The organism is Metamycoplasma equirhinis (assembly GCF_006385185.1).
Lineage (GTDB): Bacteria > Bacillota_I > Bacilli_A > Mycoplasmatales > Metamycoplasmataceae > Metamycoplasma > Metamycoplasma equirhinis.
Map to the genome: position 1 here is coordinate 96,146 of NZ_VFIX01000001.1, position 23,749 is coordinate 119,894.

The window sequence follows — 23,749 nt, forward strand, 5'->3', positions numbered from 1 at the left end:
TTAAAAAATTAAAAACTATATAATTTTAATGTTATGGAACTAAAAAAATATATTAGAACGATTGAAAATTTTCCAATTGAAGGCGTTAAGTTTAAAGACATTTCGTTGCTCTTGGCAAATGGTGAGGCCCTGCATGAAGCCATTGAACAAATGGCTAAATTAGCCCAAAACGCGGATATTATTGTAGGCCCCGATGCTCGCGGATTTTTATTTGGCACGCCCGTTGCAGCCAAATTATCTAAACCATTTATTATGGTAAGAAAAAAGGGCAAATTACCCGGGGAAGTTATTAGCTGTGATTATGGACTTGAATATGGTAGAAATATTTTAGAAATTCAAAAGGGTTTAGTTAAACCGGGGCAAAAGGCAGTAATTATTGATGATGTTTTGGCAACCGGTGGAACTCTTGAAGCTATAACCGAATTGCTAAAAGATCAAGGCGTAGAAATTTTGCGAATTATTGTATTAATGGAATTAGATGGTTTTGATGCTCGTAAACGTTTACCATTTGATATTAAAAGTTTAATTTACGTTAATGAAAATGAAAGCGAATAACTATGACAAAATTGAAAAAATATAACTCATATCAAGAAATAGAAGAAAAATATCGCTTCGATTTAGAAGATATTTTAAATGGTAAAAGTTATGAAAAACTTGAAGATGAATATTTTAAGTTATTTGACAAAATAATTGAAATAAAGGATAGTAAATACGAATCCTTGCAAAATTATCAAAACTACCTAAAGTTAGCCAATCAAATGCAAATTTTAAGCAATAAAATTAGTAATTATTTATCAAACACTTTGAATACCAACATTGTAGATACTGAAATAAATAAAAAAATTGCTGTTTTTGAATCTAGAGCGGCCGAATATACCAAACGAAACGGTTCCGAAAGCAATCGTATCGCTAAAAATCGTAAATTAATTGAAAAATGATTAGACGAACCCGCTTTAAAAAATGTGCGAAAAGATTTAATTGCAATTTTAGAAAACCTAGATCATAAATTAGATGATTCGGTCGAAACTTTTATAAATGCTACCGCTAATGGAGATCCAAATCCTGAAGAGATTTTCTCAATTTTAACAGATAGTGAAATCGATTTTGGTTATGCAATTTCTAAAAAAGGTACAAAACATAAAATAACAGAAGCAACTAGAATTTCGTTGCTTAAAAGCGCTGACGAATCTATCAGAAAATCAACTTATTTTAATTATCCAAATGCCTTTGTGGTACATAAGCAATCGCTTGCAAAATTGTTATATCAACACATTAAGGAAATTTCTGTTCAAGCTCTATATCGAAAATATCCTTCTTCATTAGATTCAATACTATCAGCTGATCACGTTGATAAAAAATTGCTTGAAGTAATTTACAATTCTGTACAAGAAAATATGCCTATTTTTCGTAGATATTTTCAAGCAAAATCTCGCTTCTATAAAGCAAAATTTAATAAAAAAATGCAAAAATGAGATGCGGCGGTTGATTTAGTAAAAATTAAATCTAATTATTCTATTGAAGACGCACAAAAAATTTTATCTGAAATAACAAAAGTTATGCCAGGCGAATATCATGATATAGTTACCCAAGCAATAAAAGAGCGTTGAGTTGATTATATTAACGTTCCTTCAAAACGAAGTGGTGCATATTCAATTGGAGAGTCATACGGGTTAAATAAAATATATATATTAATGAATTTTGACGGAACATTAAATTCTGTTAACACATTATGTCATGAAATGGGACATTCAATGCATTCATATTTTTCAAATAAAACCCAACCGATTGAGAGAAGCCAATATCCAATTTTTCTTGCTGAAATTGCGTCAATATTTAATGAACTATTATTAAATGATTATTTAATAACTAATGCTAAATCTGATAAAGAAAAATTTTATTTAATTAATGAAAGTATCAATGATTTTATTGGCACAGTTTTACGTCAAACACAATGATCAAATTTCGAATTTGAACTATATGAAGCGATTGATAAAAACTTACCTGTTAATACATATGAAGCGATTGAAGAAATATATGTCAATAATGCTAAAAAATATTCATTTAAATCTGCCTCAGAAAAGATTGGAAACCCGCTAAACGTATATTCTGTTATGGTTCCACACTTTTATTATTATTTCTATGTATATAAATATGCGCTTGGATATATAGTGGCAAACGTTTTTTTTCAAAAATACAAAACCGAAGGAAAAGTTGCCTTAGAAAATTATTTGAACAAATTTTTAAGCGCTGGTGATAAAAATTGGCCTACTGAAATTCTAAAGGAAGCTGGTGTTGATATATATTCAAAAGATATTTATAATAAGGCTTTTAAAATCTTAAATGAGAAAGTTTCTTATTACATTCAATTAGGTAAAAAAATCTTTAAAAAATAATTTTAAATGCGTAACTAAGGTTGCGCTTTTTTTATTAAAAAAAAAAAAAAAAAAACGAGGAAACTAATCCTCGTTTAAGTATTAATTTTATTATGCTAGTTTTGGCTCAACTTTAGTTTTGAAGAATTTTGTTTTTTGGAAGTAATGAACAAATACATGTTGTAGTATCGTTCATATTGCACCAAAAATTCAATAAATTTGAAGACCAGCACTAAATAGAACGCCAAAGCCAATAAATACTAGTGAAATAATGTTAAATTTGCGACGCTCCTTTTTCATTGCTTCTTGTTGATATGCATCAGCGCGCAATGATTTTTTACGCTTATATTTCAATATTTTAGGCATGTATTGCGCGAGCGCTTGCATGCCCAATGAGAAAATTATTATTGGTAAGTATATGTATTCTTTATTAGAGAAGACTCTTGTCATAGAAGTTGCTGAAAGTTGAATTCCATATCAAGTAGCTTGTTTAATTTCCGGCGAAGTCGAAATGATCCTAAACACAACAATCAAAATTGGTAACGTAATAAATAAGCTCACCATCTGGCCTCACGGCGAAATTTTCTCTTTTTTGTAAAGTTCTTGAATCTCCATTTGCTTACGTTGCATCATTTGCTTGTCGCCTTTATATGCGGCATACTTAGCTTCAATTTTGGCTTTCTTTTGATTAAATTCATCCATTTTCGCTTGACTAAATAGCGATTTAAATGAAATAGCAAATGTGATTAATCTAACAATAATAACTGTGACAATTAATGCTAATATTACAGCTCAACCAGTTGCACCTAATCCACTCATTATCGCAGTCATAAATCTGTGAATAGGGAACACAAACATGCCATAAAATGGGCCTTGTTGTCAAAATTCTTTATAGGTTGTAATTGGTTTTTGCGGAACTAGTTCATTTTCACTAAATATTTTTCCAATTCAACTATTACGGTCATAATTTCCGCCAGGGGTAATACTGCTGAAAAAATAAACTGATCTTTCGCCGCCATTTTCAGTAATTTTATATCCTGTTTTTTCGTAATTAGTAATTAAAAGATATTGTTTAATAGTTGTTGTAAAAATTGTTGTGATTGTTAAAAATAGTTGTCCGTCTTTTTCGTTGATTGGCGTTCCAACTTTGGTTAGGAAGCTTTTTAAATAGGCATTTCATTTTTCGATTAATTCTTGAGCACTAGAATTTGCAGAAGCACCAATAATTTCATGAAAAGCTTTGTTGCCAAATCTTAATTCTTTATTTCAAATCAAAAGAGTTTCTTCAATTAAAATTTGTAGTAAATCTCTAAGCATCGCTTCATATGGAGTTTTGCTTGCTGATATACGGCCAAGAATTTTTTCATATCCTACATTTAAAAGTGCAGTATAATCATGCTTCTTTTGAGCGTTATTTTTAAATTTGATTGAATCAGGAATTAAAATTTCGCTAAAGACTGTCAATGGTTTGTAATTTGTGGTGGCACCATTACCATTTGCATCACCTAAATTTAAATAGGCATAGTTATCGCCTCGACTGTACACAAAATTTTTATCGGCTACCACTTTGCCGTTGTCGCCATTAATATTGCCTCAATTTTTTTCGTCATTTTTGTCATTATTTACTTTTTGACTTAATTCCTTTTGCAATTGCAATGCAAAAGAGCGACCATTATATTTGCCATAGTTTTTATCTTGTGCTTGCAATTTTTTAATAATTTCGGGTTCTTTTAAGCTCAAATAAGTATTGGCAACAACGGTTTTGCCTTGATTAGCTAAGACAAAACTTTTACTAATTTCGTTGTATCTTAGTGAAACAATATTAGGCGAAATTTTCTCTTTTTTAGTGTAAAGTTCTTGCCCCGAGCCAACCTTTGGACTAGATTTGATCGCTGTGGATTGAATACAACCAACAAGACCAATCGTCATAAACACAATAACTAAAACAATTTTTACTCATTTTCAAACTTTTTTTCAAATCATTTTAGGTGATTTATCTTCAGGGCGATTAGCTCTAAAATCACTATAATGTTTACTAAAATCATTATTTGCCATTTGTTATCCTTTCATATAATTTATTAACTTCTTTTATTTTTTGATCTCAACTCAAATTAAAAAAAGTTTTACGGGCAATGATAACTGTGTCAAAGTTAATATTGCTAATGTCCATTTTTCTTAATATTGCTCTAATTTGATTTCTATAGTGGTTTCTTTCAACTGCATTTGCAAATTGCTTAGGTATTGAAATTCCTGCTCTAAAAAATTTTGATTTGCTAAAATAAATAATTAAATTTTTAGAAACAACTTGATTTTTTGTGTCAAGAATTTTCTGAAATTCTCAATTTTTTTTAACAACGTTATCTTTATTCATAGTTATTAAAAAATAAAAATAATATCAAACTATTTTTCGTCTGATACTGTTAATTTATGTCTTCCTTTTGCTCTTCTTGCTGCTAAAACTTTTCGACCGTTTTTAGTTTGCATTCTAGCCATAAAACCATGCACTTTAATGTGTTTGCGTTTTTTAGGTTGATATGTTCTCTTCATAATATCGCTCCTTTAAAAAATTAAAATTAATCTTATAAATACAAAATAACTTTATTTATTTTACCAAAATAACCAAAATTAGGCAAATATATTATAGAAAAAATGTATCGTTTTTATCTTTAAATTTTTTCTAAAAATTAATTGTGGCGGTTTTAGGATATTTATATTAATAAATAAAGGCATTTTTTAATCTAATGTGACGCTACATTATTTTCTAAATTAATTTGTCTTTTCTTGGAAAATCTAAAAACTTATAAACAAAATTATAAGCATTATTTTTTTAATGTTAATTACCGTTTTTTCTAAAAAAATATTCTTACAATAAGAGAAAAACAAAAATTCACAATGTTAATAACTTTGTCAATAAAATTTAAATAATGTGATTTATTTGGTGAAAATTTATTTCACAGAATATTTAAAATATAATTTTATTACTATGAAGGATATAAAAGAGCTACAAGCTGATTTAAAAGTGCATAATATAGCGCTACAAAATGAACTTAAAAATAACGCTAGTGACAATTTTACATATGACCAATTTTTAAAAAATTTATACATTGTACACGAACAAAATGATGATATTTATGTTTTTTGTCCAGAAGCAATTATTTCATTTATTAAATCAACTCAAGGTGAAAACATTAATCGAACAATTAAAAATGTATACGAGCGCGATGTTAATGTTATTTTTATAACTAATGTGAATGAACTAGAATCTTTAAACACAGTCAAGCCAATTGAAACTAAATCAAATAACATTAAACAAAACTTAACTTTTGAAAATTACGCATCTGGTAAATTTAATGAAGTTGTAATTAAGGCAGCAAAAATTATTTGCGCGGAAGATAAGATGATTTATTCGCCTTTATTTATCCACTCAAATAGTGGATTGGGAAAAACCCACTTATTGCATGCCATTGGAAATGAATTAACAAAGCAAAATAAAACCTGTTTATATATTAATCCTGACTCGCTAACACGTAAATTAGTAGAACAACTAAAAGCAAAAAACCAAGAAAAAATAAATAAGATAATTGATGAATTAACCACGTATGATTGTTTAATGTTTGATGACGTTCAACAATATGGCAATCGTGAAGGTACCTTAAGTGTTTTATTTACTATTATTAACACAATGATTAATAACGAAAAGCAGATCATTATTTGTGGTGATAAAAAACCAAATGATTTGGGCGGTTTTGAGCAAAGATTTATTACGCGTTTTAATGGCGGGCTCACACTTGAAATAAATCAACCAGGCATTGAGGATATTATTGAAATTTTAAAATTTAAGTTAATTGAAAATGATATTAATCCCAAATTATGAGAAGACGAAAGTTTAAGATTTATTGCTAGAAATTTCTCAAATTCAATTCGTAGCATTGAAGGTGCAATTAATCGCATTAAACTATTTTCTGAAAATGATGATTACTTTACTTATGATTTGCGAACTATGCATCGAATATTTAAAAATGCAACTCAAATCAAAGAAAACATTACGCCAGAAAGAATAATTGACGCAGTAAGCAAATATTATAAAATTGATAGAAAAAAAATTACCAGTAATTCGCGAACCGAAGAAATTGTTATTGCTCGTCGTATTTCGATTTATCTAATAAAAAATAATTTTGATTATACACTTCAAGATATAGGCAAAATGGTTGGAAATCAATCACACTCAACAGTTATTGTCTCAATCAATTGAATTGACAAGAACATTAAATCTAACCCAACACTAAAATTGGCAATTGAAAAAATTAAAGAAAATTTACGGATGATTATTTAAAGTGAGGAGAAAAATATGGAATTAAAAATTAATAAATTACTACTAGATTATATAACCGATAGAGTTGCAAAAGCAGTCGATCCCAATCCATTTATACCAGCAATGAAGGGGATGATAATTGAAGCTCAAGATAATTTAATTACCTTAATAGGTTCAAACGGTGAAATTAGTATTAAACATGAAATTAAAGCTAGCATGGATGCTGAAATTATTACTCCAGGTCGTATTTTAGTTGAATTAAGTTTATTTAGAAATATTATTAAAAAATTGGAAGGCGATTTGATTTTAAAATCTGATGATAAATCACTTGAAATTAAAACTGAAAATGATAATTATCGTTTGAATTTATATTCAATTTCTGATTATCCGGAAATCGATTTTAGTGTTTACGGGGACCAAATAAAAATAAAATGAGAAGATTTAAAATCTCTTGCAAAAGATGTTATTTTTGCAGCATCAAGCAACGAATTAAATTTAATTTTATGTTGTGTAAATATTTCTGCACAAAATCATAAATTAAAATTTATAACAACCGATAGATATCGTTATGCCGAAGAAGTTAAAGAAATAAACGAAGATGTAGAATTTAATGTTTCAATTTTAGCTAAAAATATTCGCGATATGCTTAACTTTGAATGCAACGAAGAAGTTTTATTATATGTATCTGATCAAAAAATCATTTTTGAAATTGAAGGCACAATTATTCAATCAAAAATTGTTGACCAAGTTTACCAAGATGTATCAAGAATTGTTCCAACAGAATTTGAAACTGAATTAAAGATTTCTAAACGTGAACTAAATAATATTTTAAATAAGGCATCTGTTATTATTACCGAAAATTATAATAAAATTAAGTTACATATCAATGATGGTGTTTTAACAATTTGATCTACACGTGATGAAATAGCTAACGCCGAAGTAAAAACACAAAACTTTAGTTATGATGGTGGCGAATTAAAATTAGCTCTTAACAGCAAATTTTTAAAAGATGCAATTTCTGTTTTTGATGAAAATCTCAGAATTTTGCTAACCAGAGATAAATTAAGAATTGTTGTTAAATCTGATGAAAAACCAAATATTTTGCAATTAATTACACCACAAAAAGGTTTTTAACATGAATATAGAAATAAAAGAAGAATCCATTAAATTAAGCCAATTCTTAAAATTGATTGATGTTTGTCCCACCGGTGGTATGGCAAAATATTTTGTTAAAGCGCATAAAATAATTATTAACGAACGCGAAGTTGGCGGTAGAAACGCAAAAATTAAAGTTGGCGATATCGTATGAGTGGACGATAATATTTACAAAATCGTTGCCAAAAAATAAAAATAATATAAAATATTAATCATACTAATTTGATAAATGCTCACAATAAATCGTAAAGGAGAAAATTATGCCAGGAAGAGATCAATTAACAAACCAAAAAGCATTAAGTGGAAACAAAAGATCACATGCTTTAAATACAACTAAAAGAACATTTGATTTAAACTTGCAAAAAGTTACCGTTTTAACTGACAATGGTAGCAAAAAAACAGTTCGTGTAACCGCTAAAAATGCAAGAACTTTGAAAAAATACGGATTAGTTGCTTAAATATTTATTCACAAATTAATAAAAGATCACTTTCGTATTACAAGTGATCTTTTTGCTTATTAAATTCTAAAAAAAGTTTTAAAAATGTTTGGGCTTCAATACTTTCTGCGCGTGCATTTTTGCTAATATTTAATTTAGCAAAAATATTAAGAATTGTTTCCTTTGCGTATTTTGTTAATAGGTTATTGAATAACATTTTTCTTTTAAATTGAAAACAAAATTTTACAAATTCTAAAATTTCCCTTTTATTTTCAATTAAAAACTTATTTTCAATAAAATCAATTTTTATAACTGCGGAATCCACTTTTGGAGCAGGACTAAATTCTTTGGCTTTTACGTTAAAAAGTTTTTTAACATTGCTAAAAAGTTGCATGATCACTGACAATTTGCTAAATGCTTTGTTGTTAGGGCTTGCTACAATACGATCAGCAACTTCTTTTTGTACCATAAGTGTAGCACTCTCGATTTTTTCTATATTGTCTAACAATTTAAAAATAATTGGCGATGTAATATTGTATGGGATATTACCGATGATATTTACTTTTTTGCCTTCAATAAAATCAATTGAAGATTCTAAAAAATCTCCATTAATTATAGTTACATTTGAATCAAAGTTTTTTTCTCTTAAATATGAATAAAGTCTTTCATCAATTTCATAAGCAACCAAGCTTTTAACCTTGCCCGCTAAAATTTCGGTAATTGCACCTAAGCCTGGTCCTATTTCAATTACATTTTTATTAGCAATATTGGCACTTTCAACGATTTGAAATCTAATATTTTTATTTATTAAAAAATTTTGCCCAAAAGATTTTAGTGCTTTAATCATTTTAGACACCAAATACTTTCTTTATATTATTTCTAACCTGATTAACAAATTCATTTTCTGAAATGTTTTTTAATGTAGCTATATATTTATAAGTGTACATAACATATGGGCTTATGTTAGGTTTACCTCGCATTGGTGTTGGTGCAAGATATGGTGTATCAGTTTCACAAAAAATTCTATCAAGTGGAATTTCTTTAACTGCTTCTTGAGTTGCTCTAGCATTTTTAAAAGTAACAACTCCGCTTATTGAAAAATACAAATTTTTAAAAGGCAAGCATTTTTTTACAAAATCAGCATCTCCACTAAATGAATGAAATACAATTTTAAGATTTTTTCATTGCGGTTGTGTAACAATTTCAAATGCATCATCAAGTGCATCGCGAATGTGTAAAACCGCTACAATATTGTGTTTTTTAGCTATATCTAATTGAGCGATAAAACTTTCTTTTTGAATTTCCTTTGATGGCGAATCATCATAATGATAATCAAGACCTATTTCACCAATGCCGATAACAGTTTCGTCAATTATTTTTTCAAGAAAGTTGCCATCTTCTTTGCCTATTGCTAGTGTTGGGTGAATGCCGATTATTGGATGCATATATTTTCCCTTTTGACATAATTGCATTAATTCGATTGAATCTTCGCGGCTAGTCCCACAAATAAATAACTTTTCCATATTTCCGTTTGTATGTCAATCTTCTACAACTTTAAAAGGATTTTCATAATATTCTTTAAATGGATGAGTATGAATATCGATATATTTCATTTATAAAACCTCCAAAATTTTTAGCAAGGCATCCGCACACGATTTTTCCCATATTTTTTTTGATTCAATATATTCAAGGTGATTTTCATTAGTGATAACATCTGAAATTATTTTAATTGCTAAAAAGGGTTTAGAAAATAATGAAGCAACATGTGCAAGTGCAGCACATTCCATATCGACTAGATATGGCTTATTTTCAAAATTATTTTCAATTATTTTTGCATCACACTTTTTCGCAAATCTATCAGCTGTCGCACAATTAGCTTTTTTAAGATTTAATTTTTCTAATTTTTTATGTAAATTATATACATCAAAATATACATTTTTATCTGGGAGTTGGCCTAATTTATAATTAGGTAAACCGGTTAAATCAATATCATAATAATTGCATTTTTCAATCAAATATTGTTCACCAATTTTGGAATCAAAAACAGATCCCGCGGGCCCACAATTTATAACTAAATCTATATTATTGTTTTTTAGTAAAGTATGTGACAAGGAACTGGCCGCATTTACTTTTCCAACGCCTGTAAAAAGTAAATAAAATAATTGATTTTTATATTTGCAATGCATAAATGTTTGATAATCATTTGCAAAAATTTTCTTTGTTTTTAATATCTGAATATATTTTAGAAAAAAACTAGCTTCTATTTTTTCGGCAAAACAAATTAATTTCGCTTGCATGATATTAGAAATTTCCTAATTCGTCAATATCTACAAATGAAAATTCTGTCATTATTATTTTGATTGATTTTATAAATCTTTTGTCTTTTTGTTTTTCTAATAAATCTGTGGCATCTTCTTTCAGGTCCAAAACTCTGCGATCAATTCGCTTTATTTCAAGTTTATCTCCGGCTGTCGGAATTCCAGAAATATACCATAAAGAATCATCAAGATTATTTTTTATACACATTGTTTTGTTTATATATTTTATTGGTTTGTTACTTATTGGGATGTTATTTAATCTTTTTTGTAGTTCCAACTCGTTTGCAAAATAGATATTTTCATCTAATAAATTTTTTGGAATATTGGAATTAAAATGCATTAGTTTTGCATTTAATGGAATCTTAGAATATTTATCTTCTTTATTTTTGTATATTAAACATCCAAGTGAGTTAAGAGTGTCATTGAAGGATTTTTCTTGCTGTTTTTTGTTTAAAATTAAATTATTTTTATCTATTTTATTTGAAATATATTTCAGACTCCTAAATATAGAAGCATTTTTAGTTACAAAAACTTTTTTTGCAGCATAAAGAGTTTTAATATAAGCAGGATCTATATCTTCACAATTTTCACAAAGGTTTTTCATATAAGCTATAAAAGGATTTTGCTTCTTATCTATTTTCGTTTTTCATTCATCATAAATTTCTTTTAAATTGACATATTCCGAATTATGTGATCTACAAATTAATAAATTTGGAACTTTGTCATTTTCATTTCCGGCGCTAGCAAAAAATTTATCTAAAGTTTCCGTTGTTTCATCAAATAAATTTAATTTTTCTATTTTATAAAATTCATTATTGTTAATCTCTTTTAAAGCATAAATTGTTGAATTAAATAGGGATGTGTTTGAATCCATTAAAACTTTTCGCGAAAATTTGGGCATATTTTCCGACCAAATACTGTCAAAAATACTCTTAAAAATTATTTCAGCTGTTTTTTCAATATTTCAGTATTTGGATTCTATTTTTGAACTAGATATATTTTTTAACTCGCCTGTTTCAACATTTATTAGAGTTTTTTCATTGTAAATAGCATATTGTTCTTCTTCTATTGTTAGCGATTTTAATGAAGGGTTATTCTTCGATATTAATGCAATTATTGCGGCATCAACTGCATGATGTAAAAATTTATTTCGATCTTTTTTGAATACTTGATATTTTTCGTCGTTTAATAATTCATATTTTTTTTCATAATCCAAATTTTTTACACTATTTTTAGCCAATTCAATTTCTCAGTATTCTCTTGCCTTTTTTCTAAAAAAAGATGTTACATTTCCATTGAGATTTTGTACGCCAAACCTTTTGTTTGCAAATTCGAGCAAATTATTTTTAAACAATTTAGTAGCGTATCGAGTATCGTTTATGTGTCGAGATAAAAATTCGCTGGGTTCATATTCTTCTAATAACAAAATGTGTTTCTTTTTATCTAATTGTTTTTTCGAAAATTTTTCTTCAAAAGATAATAACTCACACATTTGCTTCCCGAACTGTTCATTCACATATTTTTTAAATTTTGCAATATTTCAATTTTCTGTTTCATGTTTTCTAATATATTGAATAGGTAATTGTTGGCCCTTTCGTTGATTTGAAGTTCTTTTTACCAAAACTTTATTAGAAAACGAATCATCAGCGGATAAAGAATAAGGAATTATATGATCGATTTCGCAATAAGAAGAATCTCTTCAGACTTTTTCAATATCTAATTTTTCACCACTATATATATCAATTTGGTCTTGTTGAAAAAATAAAATTAGTTTAAGCAATTTGGTGGTTGTTATATCATCAATTGAAAAACCAGGTATATCTAAAGATTTCATTTGTTCAATAATTTTATTTTTTCTATTTTCTTGCAATTTTTGAATTTTCTTTATATATTTCCTTTCATCTTCGCTATTTTTTTCCCTTGCTAGTTCAATAACAACATTTTTAATTGTGTATTTTTTAGAATAAAGTTTTATTATTTTATTCAAAACTCTTACAGATTCACATATCGTGGTTCTAACTGATGGCGGCAAAATCGCATTATCTAAAAATTTGTCGCTCATATATTTTGCATTCTGTAAAACTCTGTTTTCGGTAGTAATGTTTCTTTCTTTAATTTCATTTCATTTTAATGATTCGTAATTTTCAAGTGAATAATAAATTTTGGGAATAAATTTTTTATAAGCTTTTATTGACAATGATGCTCTTTTCGAACTTATTCCAGGTATCTCACTAAGTTCTATCAATAAATTGTGAAAAATATCATCGTTAGTTAATTTTTTTCTTAAAATTTTAAAATTTTCGAAAATTAAGCTAATTTTTTCATACCTATCTTCTTTGGTTTTGCAATTAGATAATATTTCAATAATTTGATCAAATTCGTCTAATATAGTATCTTTATCTTCGTTTAATAATTCAATTATATTTTTGAAATTTAAATGTTTATTTATAACATCGGCATAATATTTAGAAATAATTTTGAATAATTTTGAGATTGAATTTAATTCAGTGAATTTTGTTCCATCTGAATTTTTCTTGTAAACTTCATAATTAATTTCAGTTTTTTTGTTAATTTTCCCTAACAATTTCGAGATCGTAAGATTTTGAATTTTATTATTGTTAAACATTTTATCTAAGAGATCATAAAAATTAGCTTTCGAGATAACTTCTGTAATTTTTAATTTATTTTTTGAGTATAAATTTTCAAAAAATCTAAAGTTTACCAAATCTTCAAGTAAATTAAACAATTCGCCATAACATGACGATTTTGGCGCTCTTAGTTGATCTGGAAAATATGAACATTTTCCTATCAGTTTGGATCATATATTTTCATATGAACATAAATTATTGTTTTCATCATAATAAAATCTTCCATAAGGACTAACACTATTTTTACTTCCAGGTCCATCGGCATAACTTCTACAAAATGTAAATAAAGTAATTATTGAGTCTTGAAATTCACTAGAAACATTTGTTTTCTTAAAAAGTAGTTTTAATTCTTCGGCGAATTTTTTATTTGAAAACGCACTAGAATAGTCGTCGGTACCATATGCTTGCGAATTTTTGAAAAAACCGTTTTTACTGAAAAAATCTATTTGTTTTTGAGTTGGCAATTCTCCTGAATAGTCATTTTTATATTTTGCATCAATAGATTTTTCTGATTTTTTAGGTTTTTCCTTTTCAGCGGTTTCAATGATTTCATAAAAATATCCTCGATTTTGAAAATAGTCATGAAGTAGCCATAAAAGTTCATTTTTTGTAATTAATGATTCATTCTCAAAAATTTTCTTTTTTAAAAAAATAATATTTGGATATTTTTTTGTAAGTTTTATAAAAGCATTCTTTATTTCTTCCTTGCTAGAAAATCCAAATTCTTCTTTATACCTTAAAACAATATTATAAAATTTTTCATTTTTATATTGTTTTCTTCGGTGCATTCGTCTAATTGAACGTTGAATTCTACGATCTTCAGCTAGTTGTGGTTCACTAAATAACCTAGAACCTCAATTTATAATCTTATTATCATTATTTATAATAGCCCAACCTACAGAACCAACCCCAAGGTCAAAGCCAATTGTAATTTCTTCCTTTGTCATGTCGCTCCTAATTAATAGATATAATATATCACTTTATATTATACTCTCCTATAGATAAATAAAAAACCCGATAGATAAACTATCAGGCTATTTCGGGAGCATAATGCCCCTTGTTTTAGGACGTACAATATTTGAGTAAACTATAATATTTATGTACTGTACATAATTATTATAACAAAAGAAAGGAATTAATGAAAAGAATAATAGAAATTTCCAGCAGTTCTTATGCACATTTATTTTTGCATAATTTAATTGTTAAAAGAGATGAATTAAAAATTAGATATCCAATATCTGAAATAGAATATATTATATTTGATAATGTGAAAACAACTATTTCGGTGCAATTATTAAATGAATTAATGGACAAAAATGTTGGCGTGATTATCTGCAATTATTATCATCTACCTGCGGCTTTACTTATCCCATATCATGCTTATTATTCTACTAAAGCGTTGCAAGAACAAATCAAATGAAATAATAAATTTAAAAACATTGTATGACAAAATATTATAAAATCTAAAATTGTCAATACACGGAATATGCTTATAAGTTTAGGTATCATATCATTAGATCAAATTGATAAATTTACATTATATGAAAGCGAGACTTTAGAGGGTGATATTACAAATCGCGAAGGTCACGCAGCAAAGCTAAATTTCAAAATTTTATTTGGTAACAGCTTTGTTAGAGAAAGAAATTCAGATGACTTAATTAATTCATTACTAAATTATGGATACACAATTTTATTAAGTTATGTTACACGAAGCTTATGCGCCAAAGGGTATGACCCCAGATTATCTTTTTTTCACAAAAGTTATAACAATAATTTTGGCTTATCTTGCGATATTATGGAACCGTTTAGATGCTTTATTGAGTTAGAAGTTTATAAATATATGCACTCAAACGAAATTGTACAATTAAATGAATTTAAAGAAATAGTATTTAATGCTTTTTTTAAACAATATAAAGTAAACGGTAGATTCATGACACTAGATGAATATATCGAAAATTATATTAATTTTTTATTAAAATCTGACTCGAAAATAAAGGAATTAAAAATTGAATGGGAATTACAATAGATATATGCGATTAATTGTTATGTATGACATTAATATGAGCAATGAAGACAATATTAAAAAATATAATAAATTTTTAAATTTCTTAAACAAGAGTGGTTATTTCAGAATTCAATATTCAGTATATTGTAAGTGCATTAATGCTCATACAATGTATAAATCAGAAAAAATAAAACTTTTACAACATGTTCCAGTAGATTCGAATGTAAGGGTGATGTTAATAACTGAAAATCAATATCAAGACATTGAATTATTATCAGGAAAAATAAGCGAAGATGAATATCTACAAAATCAAGGGAGATTCATAAGATTATAATGTTTAAAATAAAAGGGTTTGAAGAATTAGAAATAGATGAATTTGATGGAATTATTTGTATTGAAACAAATAATGAAGATGAATTCATTAGAAAAATATATGAATGAGAATGAAAGAATGATGAAAAATCTATTATCGTAAATAATAATGATTTATCCATCAAAGATATTATTCAAATTAGTAATTTAACTAGGGTGTGTGATTTATTTAACCTAACAGTAAAAAATTGATTATACAAATCAATATTAGAAAACGAAAAAATAAATGAACGAGCCTTTATTAATAATAGTGTGTTGGAAAATGTTGCACAACAAGTGAATTTGTCTATTGGTCTCGAAAATTTTTTGAATGTAAATCTTGATTTTACCAAATTAATCAAAGACCTATTTGATGTAAACGAATTATCGTTTATTGATAATGAGATATTTTTTAATTGACTTAAAAAAAGTAAAGATTTAAGTTCAAATAAAAAAACTATAATTATCAAAAATATAGATTGAATTAAAATAAGTGAATTGGTTAAATATGTTGATTTTTACAATTTCATTGTATTAAGCAATAATCCTCTTTTTGTGTGTGATGAATGTAAACAATTAGAAATTTGTTTTTTTCAAGAAGAATATAATTTCAAAAACATAATAGATTTTGAAATTTTGGAAGACCAAATTAATTTTGATTGTAAAAAAAATTTATTCAAAAATTATCAAAGAAAATCTAAAAAAGAATTAAAAAAATTGCAAATTATAATTAAAAATAAGATTTTTACTTAATTTGACATTTTAGGGCTGTACAATATTTGAGTAAACTATAACAAATATAACCGTTATAAGCGTTATAATTGCATTTTAGGGCTGTACAATATTTGAGTAAACTATAACATGACCGTACTAATGTTAAGCTTTTGGGTTATTTTAGGGCTGTACAATATTTGAGTAAACTATAACAAAAAAGAAATTGAGCAATTAAAAACTAAGATTTTAGGGCTGTACAATATTTGAGTAAACTATAACGAATATGAAAAAATAGGCGAGGGTTATATTTATTTTAGGGCTGTACAATATTTGAGTAAACTATAACAAGGATTACTCGGTTAACTCATTCAAAGATATTTTAGGGCTGTACAATATTTGAGTAAACTATAACTAAAAAGGTGTCAACTAATATATAATAGTCATTTTAGGGCTGTACAATATTTGAGTAAACTATAACAGGTTTAAAGCGGAATCAATTATCGGAGCTATTTTAGGGCTGTACAATATTTGAGTAAACTATAACATATGCGTCAAAAACCTGATATTGTCGCCGATTTTAGGGCTGTACAATATTTGAGTAAACTATAACATTCACCTTCCAATAATTCATTAGATTTTTATTTTAGGGCTGTACAATTTTTGAAAGGCATAACTATGAGAACTTAAACGAAAAAAAGAATACACTAATGCAAGAGTATTCTTCTTCAAAATCCGATATGAAAGAACTGTATCAAATCAGAAAAAAATATGAAAAATATATGAGTATGGAAATGGAAAGATAGCTTTTATAAATCTTTTATTCCATATGTTTACTATATTTATAAAGAATTAATTTTAAATTTAAAATGTATTTTTGTAACACATAGGTATAAGAATATGATAATCTATTTGATTTATTAATTTTGAAATAGTTCATTATAGCTCACACATAGTTGACTTTAGACTAAAGACAGGCTATAATTAGTCTAAAATCAGGTTGAGGAGGAAGCTATATGAAAGATGAAAAATTAATATATCTTGACACTTATGTACTACAAAAAGATATGAGAATACGAATGCCCAAGAGCATTTTGGAAAATCTAAATTTAGAAAAAGGGAAAAGTAAATTCAAAGTTTATTATGACCAACTTAATGTTCAACTTATTCTTAGGGTTGGTGAAGATGAAAATAAATAAGAATTGAAAGGATATTATTATGAAAAAACAGTATAAAGTCGAAAGTTTGTTTGCCGGTGTAGGTGGTATTTGTTTAGGCTTTATGAATGCACAAAATCCCTCATAAGACGGTTGATTATGTAGAAATAGATAAGAACTGTGTTAAAAGCTATAATGCACTTTATGGTGAAGAATTTAAGCCTAAAAGTATAGTAGATTATCATCCACCAGATGAAAGAATAGATTTATTAATGCATGGTAGTTCATGTCAAGATTTTAGTAGAAGTGGCTTAAAGAAAGGTGGCACAAAAGGTAGCGGTACAAGAAGTAGTCTTCTTTTTGAAACTATACGAATAATAGAAGAAATGAATATCAAGCCCAAGGTTGTGCTTTGGGAAAATGTAAAGGGAGTTCTCGATAGAAATTTGAGAGCTTCCTTTTTTCATTACTTAAAAGAAATGGAGAGACTGGGATATGAGAACAAATATGAAATTCTAAATGCTATAGAATTTGGAATGCCACAGAAAAGAGAGCGTATCTTTGTTGTGAGCATCTTGGGAACTAATCATTTTAATTTTGGCAAACTCGAAAAAATACAAACAAGGAGTATATCTGAATTTCTTGAGAAAGACGCTTCAAATCTTTATGAAGTAAGGCAAAAGTCAATGCTTAGACATATAAGAGGAGAACTTAAGAATAATAATTTTAGAGGAAGACTTAAAGTGATAGATAAGTTTGCCTACACAATTTCCGCCAAGCAAGTGCGTATTCCTAATTCAGGAATTATTGATTTATGTAATGGCAAATATAGATATTTAACTGAGCGAGAATGCATTAGACTTATGGGTTTTGCTGATGAAGACTTTAACAAACTCAAAGCTATATATCCAGGAAGAAAAGGTAAATTATCGTCAATACTATATAAACAAGCTGGAAATAGCATTGTCGTGAACGTGTTAAAAGTAGTATTAAAAGAAATTTTAGAGGAGATTAAAAATGAGAAGATTAACAACATATAGCATTATGGAAATAGATGAAGAAAAGGGAAAAATTCATCATAAGGAAGTTGAAAATATATTTGCTAAAATTTACGGCTTTCCAAATTCAGTTTGCATTTACGGCATTAAATATATAGATAAATATCACAGTAAGAAAATTGAGCCAAGATATGATTATAGCGAACTTCATAACGTTAAAGAAGTTTTAGAGGGAATGGATTTTAAAAATGGTATAGATGTTTTTCTTGATGATGACAAGCTTGTATTTATTGTTTACGGGCAGGGATATGAATATAAAGGTGAATATGGTCTGGTTACTACTCAAATAACAGTAAGTCCTGCTGGGAAGTTTGGTAAAAATGTAAACTTTAAAATTTTAGAAGAAACAATTATATAAATATTGTCCCAAAACTTGAAAATTTGTCCCCGATGTGATAAACTATAAATGAAAAAACTTTGCATGGAAGGCGATGAAAATGAAAAAAGCAAATATCATTAATTTAATAAAATATTATGCCGAAAGTAATGACTCGGGATTCAGAAATGAAGCATATCAAATTGCGAATGAATTTGATAAATCAGGTGATTACCAATTATCAGAATATATAATGGCACTTCTTTCAAATGCAAATACATTTGTTCCACAAATAAATGAAAATGATTTAACATTTGTCAGAAAAATAGAAGTTAGTGGAGATCCGTTGCCATTACCCGAAGAAATAAAATCGGACATAATAGGTATAGTAAATGCAGTTGAGCATGAGATAGGTGTAAATAAATTTTTATTCCAAGGAGCACCAGGGACTGGGAAGACAGAAACTGTAAAACATATAGCACGAATATTAGATAGAGAACTATTTATAGTAGACTTTGCCTTTTTAATCGATAGTAAATTAGGACAGACCGGTAAAAATATTGCTCAATTATTTGACGAAATTAATAATTTACTTATTCCTGAAAAATCGTTGATATTATTTGATGAAATAGATGCCTTAGCATTGGATAGAACTGACTCAAAAGATCTTAGAGAAATGGGAAGAGCAACAACATCAGTATTAAAAGGTTTAGAAGGATTAAATGATAAAATGTTACTGATAGCTACAACTAATTTATATAAGCATTTCGATAAGGCGTTAGTACGAAGATTTGATTCTGTTATAGATTTTAATAGATATTCAAGAGAAGATTTAATTGATATATCAGAAGTAATATTAAATTATTATTTATCGAAATTTAAAAATGTTGCTAGGAATATTCGTCTATTTAGAAAAATAATTTCGCTTATGGATACAATACCATACCCCGGAGATTTAAAAAATATCATTAAAACATCCCTAGCATTTAGTAATCCTAACGATGAGTATGACTATCTAAGAAGATTATATACGGCAGTGTTTACTGATAGTGATAAAAACTTAAAAAAAATGCAAAGTCAAGGATTTACTGTTAGAGAAATTGAGATTTTGACGGGTGTTTCAAAAAGTCAAGTATCAAGAGAATTAAAGGAGTAGTTTAAATGAATGAAATTCTTCAATTAAAAGGTAGATTTGAACAAAAAGATTTTGGTAATAAACCAGGGCCGTCAAATATTCCAAAGGATAAATTTGTCTCCATTGAGCATTTAATTAATTTAAAAAAAGATTTAAGTAAAGTTAGTGCTTTCTGGGAGAAGGAAAAATTATTAATAAGGCCACTTGTAAGTGCTTATTATACGGATGTTGTAGCAAAAAGTAATAGAATAAAAGGAATGCTAGAAAGCGGAAGCACGAAAAATAATAATTCTGTTGTAGGAGCTAAATTTACTTCAGGTGAAAGTAAAAAGCACATTATCACGCATTGTGTTAATCAAAAAACAATAATTGACTCTATGAGTAATATTGAAACTGTTGTTTCTATAATTAGAAACAATTTTGGAGATAGAATAACTTATGGAAACATATCTGAAATTAATAATAATAAATATAATCACCTTTTTCGAAAAAGGGGGGAAGTTGGAATTTCAAAAAGTAGATTTGTGAATATTGTGGTAGATGCTTATTATCTGGAAAAATTTGGAGTAGAAAGAGATACTAGTGATTTACGGGAAAATGCAATCATAACGATTTATGATACAGGAACTAAAACAGCAGATATAATGAATCAACTAGAAATAGAGTTTTCAGATATTAGAAGTATTGATGAGACTACTATTTTACTTACTCCTGATCAATATAGTTTATTGAAATCTAAGGCACCATATTTAATTTCGATGGCAGTGAGTGATATTTCATTATTAGATAAAGAAGATTTTCATAAAGGTGACGACTTAACAATTTCTATTCCAAAGCCCAGCAATGAGCCAACTATTGGTGTTATAGATACTATGTTTGATAAGAATGTCTATTTTTCTGAATGGGTTGAATTTAAAAATGTACTTGATGATGAAATTTTATTATCTGATGAGGATTATCAACATGGAACAATGGTAACTTCTATTATTGTCGATGGTGCAAGTATAAATCCAGAATTAAACGATGGATGTGGCAGATTTAAAGCAAGACATTTTGGAGTTGCTACAAGTGGAAGATTTAGTTCCTTTACAGTTTTAAGAGCTATTAAAGAAATTGTTGTGTCTAATAGAGACATTAAAGTATGGAACTTGTCGCTAGGTTCTTCTATGGAAATAAATACCAATTTCATTTCTCCTGAAGCAGCTATCCTAGATAAGATTCAATATGAAAATGATGTTATATTTGTTGTGGCTGGGACAAATAAACCTATGAATTCAAATATTAAAAGAATTGGTGCTCCGGCGGATTCTATTAATTCGCTAGTTGTAAATTCGGTGGGTTTTGATGGTAAACCAACGACATATTCGAGGGAAGGTTTGGTGTTATCTTTTTTTAATAAACCAGATGTAAGTTATTATGGTGGAGATGATAGTAGAGGAATAAGGACATGTTCTCCAAAGGGAGAAACTTTTGTACGAGGGACATCATATGCTGCTCCATGGCTAGCAAGAAAACTCGCTTATCTTATTGAAGTGTTAGGATTAACTAGAGAATTAGCAAAAGCATTAATAATTGATTCGGCAGCAGGTTGGAATGATAAGGCGTATAGTCCGCAATTGATAGGATATGGTATAGTTCCTGTTAATATTGATGAGATTGTAAAAACGCCAGATGATGAAATAAAATTTATGATCAGTGGTATTTCAGAAAAATTTGATACTTACAATTATAATATTCCAATACCTGAGGATAAACAAAAACAACCATTTGTTTCGAAGGCAACTTTATGTTATTTCCCTAATTGTACTCGAAATCAGGGTGTAGACTATACAAATACGGAGATGGATATTCATTTTGGTAGATTAGTTAAAACAAAGAGAGGAAAAGAAAAAATTAATTCTATTAATGATAATAAACAATCCGATGATGGTAAACTATTGTTGTATGAAGGAACAGCACGTAAACTATATAGAAAATGGGATAATATCAAGCATATTCGAGAAAATATTAAGACATCAACGGGGTTGCAAAAAAAACCAAAAACGAAACAAGCTAATGGTTTATGGGGTATAAGTATTAAGACAAAAGAAATATTAAATTCAGGCGATGGAGATAATCTTAAATTTGGAGTAGTAGTAACTCTCAAAGAAGTAAATGGTATAAATAGAATGCAGGAATTTATACAGCAGTGCTTGTTTAGAGGGTGGCTAGTGCATAAAATCAATGTGGAAAACAGGATTGATATTTATAATACAGCAGAAGAAAAACTTGAATTTGAATAAACTTTATTATGAAGACGATAGAAATATCGTCTTTTTTAGTACAAAAAAATAGGAGGTAAAGATGAGAATGAATGATTTTTACAACATAATTGAGCTTGTAAAAAGAGATGTTTTAGATAGTGAAAGAGAATATCTAAAGCTCTTAAAGGTCATTGGAAATAATCAAAGATATGACTTTTTAAGTCAACTTAGTATCTATGATAAAAATCCTAATGCAACTGCTTGTGCAAGCTTTGATATGTGGAGGGAAAGATTTAATCGAACTGTCATGAGAGGGGAAAAAGGCATACCTTTTTAAATGACAGTAACGCTTTCCAAAAAGTAGGATATATATTTCATATTAGTCAGACTGTATCAATGGATAAAACCCTATTGTACCAACACCGGAAAAAGCATCAATTATGTTTAAATTGTTTTCGGAAATTAAACTGGACACATATTCATACATATGTTTGGTTTGTTCTTCATTCACTTGATAAAACGAATCATTTGATACCTTAAATTTTAGATTATTAATTGCATATTTTATATATTCGTTGCCGAATATCGTTTTATAAGATTTCTTATGTTTGTCGACAATACACAACACAAGTGAGTCAATGTTGGTTAATTTTTTAATTTGATTTATTTGTTCATTAGAAAATTTAGGAAGCTTTTGGCAACTTAAAATTAATTGGGTTTCATTTGAAAAATTCAAATGTCTAAAAGTAATTTCGCTAGGTTGGCATCAGTTAATAATTTACTTCTTTTGTTGGTGTTTGCGATTTTTACAAAATTTAAATACACATCTTCGATTTCTTTATGGACTAACGGTAATGTGCTTTGCACAATTAAATCATGAGAGTATTTTTTAAAAAACCAAATTTAAATTTATTATTTTCGTTTAATACATGTAATGAAATTTTGTTTCGATAATAATATTCGTTTGGCGAAGGAATTATTTTGTTTATTTTTAATTCGAGTAAATTTCTTTTAAAAAGTCTTTCAATGGTATATTGTTTGAATTTTAATTGATTTTCATATGATAAAACGCAAAGTGGAGCCGCGCCACTTTGTAATAATGTCATATATAAATTTTATAATTGCAAAACCTACGACAAGAGATACTAATGGATTTTTATTTAAATAAATAACTATATAAACCGCATCTAAATAAACATATCAGAAAATGTTAACCGTAAGTCTTATTTGATTGGGTCATATACGCAATTTCTTTAGATTATATTTAGCGCTTGATAAAAATTCAATATCAAATGGTACTATTAAAATTACAACAAAAATTCAAGTAAAAAATAATCAATAGTAATTAAATTTAGGTACATATAAATTAATAAGGATAGTTATTATGAAGGTAATTAAAATAACATAACATAAATATTAACAATATTTCTTTATAATCTGATTTTTTCTTTTTTATTTTTTGCTTTCTTCAACTAACACATCATCTCTTCTCATTATCAAAATTTTAATTATGAATAGTCAATTCGAATAA

Annotated in this window: 24 protein-coding genes and 1 CRISPR repeat array; of the genes, 15 read left to right on the forward strand and 9 right to left on the reverse strand. The window is 27.5% G+C overall.

Going from position 1 to position 23,749, the window contains the following annotated elements; genetic code table 4:
• Nucleotides 1-33 precede the first annotated feature (33 nt).
• Together FJM08_RS00395 and pepF are read left to right on the forward strand one after the other, a co-directional pair.
• A complete protein-coding gene (locus FJM08_RS00395) occupies nucleotides 34-555 on the forward strand; it encodes an adenine phosphoribosyltransferase (RefSeq protein ID WP_140031246.1) in 522 nt (173 codons plus the stop codon).
• Nucleotides 556-557: 2 nt separating this feature from the next.
• Complete coding sequence (pepF, locus tag FJM08_RS07160; RefSeq protein ID WP_140031247.1) at nucleotides 558-2,393, forward strand: oligoendopeptidase F; 1,836 nt, start codon at nucleotides 558-560, stop codon at nucleotides 2,391-2,393.
• 90 nt (nucleotides 2,394-2,483) lie between these two features.
• Here the strand turns inward: pepF and yidC are convergent, their stop codons facing one another.
• The 3 genes from yidC to rpmH are packed head-to-tail and all read right to left on the reverse strand — an operon-like array spanning nucleotide 2,484 to nucleotide 4,922.
• Nucleotides 2,484-4,427, reverse strand: coding sequence for a membrane protein insertase YidC (yidC, locus tag FJM08_RS07165; protein ID WP_140031248.1), 1,944 nt, complete (start codon nucleotides 4,425-4,427; stop codon nucleotides 2,484-2,486).
• Nucleotides 4,417-4,743 carry a ribonuclease P protein component gene (rnpA, locus tag FJM08_RS07170; RefSeq protein WP_140031249.1) on the reverse strand — a complete coding sequence of 109 codons (327 nt, stop codon included), beginning with the start codon at nucleotides 4,741-4,743 and terminating at the stop codon, nucleotides 4,417-4,419. The genes yidC and rnpA overlap by 11 nt, the downstream gene beginning before the upstream one ends.
• A gap of 29 nt (nucleotides 4,744-4,772) precedes the next feature.
• Nucleotides 4,773-4,922 carry a 50S ribosomal protein L34 gene (gene rpmH, locus FJM08_RS00415; RefSeq protein WP_371690277.1) on the reverse strand — a complete coding sequence of 50 codons (150 nt, stop codon included), beginning with the start codon at nucleotides 4,920-4,922 and terminating at the stop codon, nucleotides 4,773-4,775.
• Between the two features lie 433 nt (nucleotides 4,923-5,355).
• Here rpmH and dnaA point away from each other — a divergent pair, with 433 nt between their 5' ends.
• The 4 genes from dnaA (at nucleotide 5,356) to rpmB (ending at nucleotide 8,297) form a co-directional block, all read left to right on the forward strand.
• Nucleotides 5,356-6,705: a chromosomal replication initiator protein DnaA gene (gene dnaA, locus FJM08_RS00420; RefSeq protein WP_140031250.1), complete on the forward strand. Its 1,350-nt coding sequence runs from the start codon at nucleotides 5,356-5,358 to the stop codon at nucleotides 6,703-6,705.
• Between the two features lie 15 nt (nucleotides 6,706-6,720).
• Nucleotides 6,721-7,818, forward strand: a complete 1,098-nt coding sequence (dnaN, locus tag FJM08_RS07175; RefSeq protein WP_140031251.1) for a DNA polymerase III subunit beta — start codon at nucleotides 6,721-6,723, stop codon at nucleotides 7,816-7,818.
• 1 nt (nucleotide 7,819) lies between these two features.
• A complete protein-coding gene (locus tag FJM08_RS00430; RefSeq protein WP_140031252.1) occupies nucleotides 7,820-8,032 on the forward strand; it encodes an RNA-binding S4 domain-containing protein in 213 nt (70 codons plus the stop codon).
• A gap of 67 nt (nucleotides 8,033-8,099) precedes the next feature.
• On the forward strand, nucleotides 8,100-8,297 hold the full coding sequence (rpmB, locus tag FJM08_RS00435; RefSeq protein WP_140031253.1) for a 50S ribosomal protein L28: 198 nt from the start codon (nucleotides 8,100-8,102) through the stop codon (nucleotides 8,295-8,297).
• Between the two features lie 37 nt (nucleotides 8,298-8,334).
• Here the strand turns inward: rpmB and rsmA are convergent, their stop codons facing one another.
• The 4 genes from rsmA to cas9 are packed head-to-tail and all read right to left on the reverse strand — an operon-like array spanning nucleotide 8,335 to nucleotide 14,189.
• Nucleotides 8,335-9,123, reverse strand: coding sequence for a 16S rRNA (adenine(1518)-N(6)/adenine(1519)-N(6))-dimethyltransferase RsmA (gene rsmA, locus FJM08_RS00440; protein ID WP_140031254.1), 789 nt, complete (start codon nucleotides 9,121-9,123; stop codon nucleotides 8,335-8,337).
• A gap of 1 nt (nucleotide 9,124) precedes the next feature.
• On the reverse strand, nucleotides 9,125-9,889 hold the full coding sequence (locus FJM08_RS00445) for a TatD family hydrolase (RefSeq protein WP_140031255.1): 765 nt from the start codon (nucleotides 9,887-9,889) through the stop codon (nucleotides 9,125-9,127).
• Nucleotides 9,890-10,573 carry a 5'-methylthioadenosine/S-adenosylhomocysteine nucleosidase gene (locus FJM08_RS00450; protein ID WP_140031256.1) on the reverse strand — a complete coding sequence of 228 codons (684 nt, stop codon included), beginning with the start codon at nucleotides 10,571-10,573 and terminating at the stop codon, nucleotides 9,890-9,892.
• A gap of 4 nt (nucleotides 10,574-10,577) precedes the next feature.
• Complete coding sequence (gene cas9, locus FJM08_RS07180; protein ID WP_140031257.1) at nucleotides 10,578-14,189, reverse strand: type II CRISPR RNA-guided endonuclease Cas9; 3,612 nt, start codon at nucleotides 14,187-14,189, stop codon at nucleotides 10,578-10,580.
• Nucleotides 14,190-14,380: 191 nt separating this feature from the next.
• On the opposite strand from cas9, the gene cas1 reads away from it, so the two are divergent.
• From cas1 to FJM08_RS00505, 9 genes are all read left to right on the forward strand, one after another.
• Nucleotides 14,381-15,268, forward strand: a complete 888-nt coding sequence (cas1, locus tag FJM08_RS07185) for a type II CRISPR-associated endonuclease Cas1 (protein WP_140031258.1) — start codon at nucleotides 14,381-14,383, stop codon at nucleotides 15,266-15,268.
• 4 nt (nucleotides 15,269-15,272) lie between these two features.
• Entirely contained in the window at nucleotides 15,273-15,581 is a 309-nt protein-coding gene (gene cas2, locus FJM08_RS00465; RefSeq protein WP_306769753.1) for a CRISPR-associated endonuclease Cas2, read from the forward strand.
• A complete protein-coding gene (locus FJM08_RS07190) occupies nucleotides 15,581-16,351 on the forward strand; it encodes a hypothetical protein (protein WP_140031259.1) in 771 nt (256 codons plus the stop codon). The genes cas2 and FJM08_RS07190 overlap by 1 nt, the downstream gene beginning before the upstream one ends.
• A 6-nt stretch (nucleotides 16,352-16,357) precedes the next feature.
• A CRISPR array of direct repeats spans nucleotides 16,358-16,922; the repeat unit is 36 nt; unit sequence ATTTTAGGGCTGTACAATATTTGAGTAAACTATAAC.
• A gap of 403 nt (nucleotides 16,923-17,325) precedes the next feature.
• On the forward strand, nucleotides 17,326-17,508 hold the full coding sequence (locus FJM08_RS00480) for a sucrose-6-phosphate hydrolase (RefSeq protein ID WP_140031260.1): 183 nt from the start codon (nucleotides 17,326-17,328) through the stop codon (nucleotides 17,506-17,508).
• An 86-nt stretch (nucleotides 17,509-17,594) separates the two neighbouring features.
• Nucleotides 17,595-18,506: a DNA cytosine methyltransferase gene (locus FJM08_RS00485; protein ID WP_241863580.1), complete on the forward strand. Its 912-nt coding sequence runs from the start codon at nucleotides 17,595-17,597 to the stop codon at nucleotides 18,504-18,506.
• The gene (locus FJM08_RS00490) at nucleotides 18,484-18,882 is read left to right on the forward strand and encodes a hypothetical protein (RefSeq protein ID WP_140031261.1); all 399 of its coding nucleotides are present in this window, start codon (nucleotides 18,484-18,486) and stop codon (nucleotides 18,880-18,882) included. Before FJM08_RS00485 ends, FJM08_RS00490 begins: the two co-directional genes overlap by 23 nt.
• 79 nt (nucleotides 18,883-18,961) lie before the next feature.
• Entirely contained in the window at nucleotides 18,962-19,996 is a 1,035-nt protein-coding gene (locus FJM08_RS00495; RefSeq protein ID WP_140031285.1) for an ATP-binding protein, read from the forward strand.
• 5 nt (nucleotides 19,997-20,001) lie between these two features.
• Nucleotides 20,002-22,257 (forward strand): S8 family peptidase, encoded by a 2,256-nt coding sequence (locus FJM08_RS00500; protein WP_140031262.1) that lies wholly within the window; start codon nucleotides 20,002-20,004, stop codon nucleotides 22,255-22,257.
• Between the two features lie 61 nt (nucleotides 22,258-22,318).
• Nucleotides 22,319-22,555 (forward strand): hypothetical protein, encoded by a 237-nt coding sequence (locus FJM08_RS00505; protein WP_211331329.1) that lies wholly within the window; start codon nucleotides 22,319-22,321, stop codon nucleotides 22,553-22,555.
• Nucleotides 22,556-22,597: 42 nt separating this feature from the next.
• Here the strand turns inward: FJM08_RS00505 and FJM08_RS03435 are convergent, their stop codons facing one another.
• A complete protein-coding gene (locus tag FJM08_RS03435) occupies nucleotides 22,598-22,954 on the reverse strand; it encodes a hypothetical protein (protein ID WP_170177173.1) in 357 nt (118 codons plus the stop codon).
• Between the two features lie 133 nt (nucleotides 22,955-23,087).
• Nucleotides 23,088-23,324: a hypothetical protein gene (locus FJM08_RS07195; RefSeq protein WP_140031263.1), complete on the reverse strand. Its 237-nt coding sequence runs from the start codon at nucleotides 23,322-23,324 to the stop codon at nucleotides 23,088-23,090.
• Between the last annotated feature and the right edge of the window lie 425 nt (nucleotides 23,325-23,749).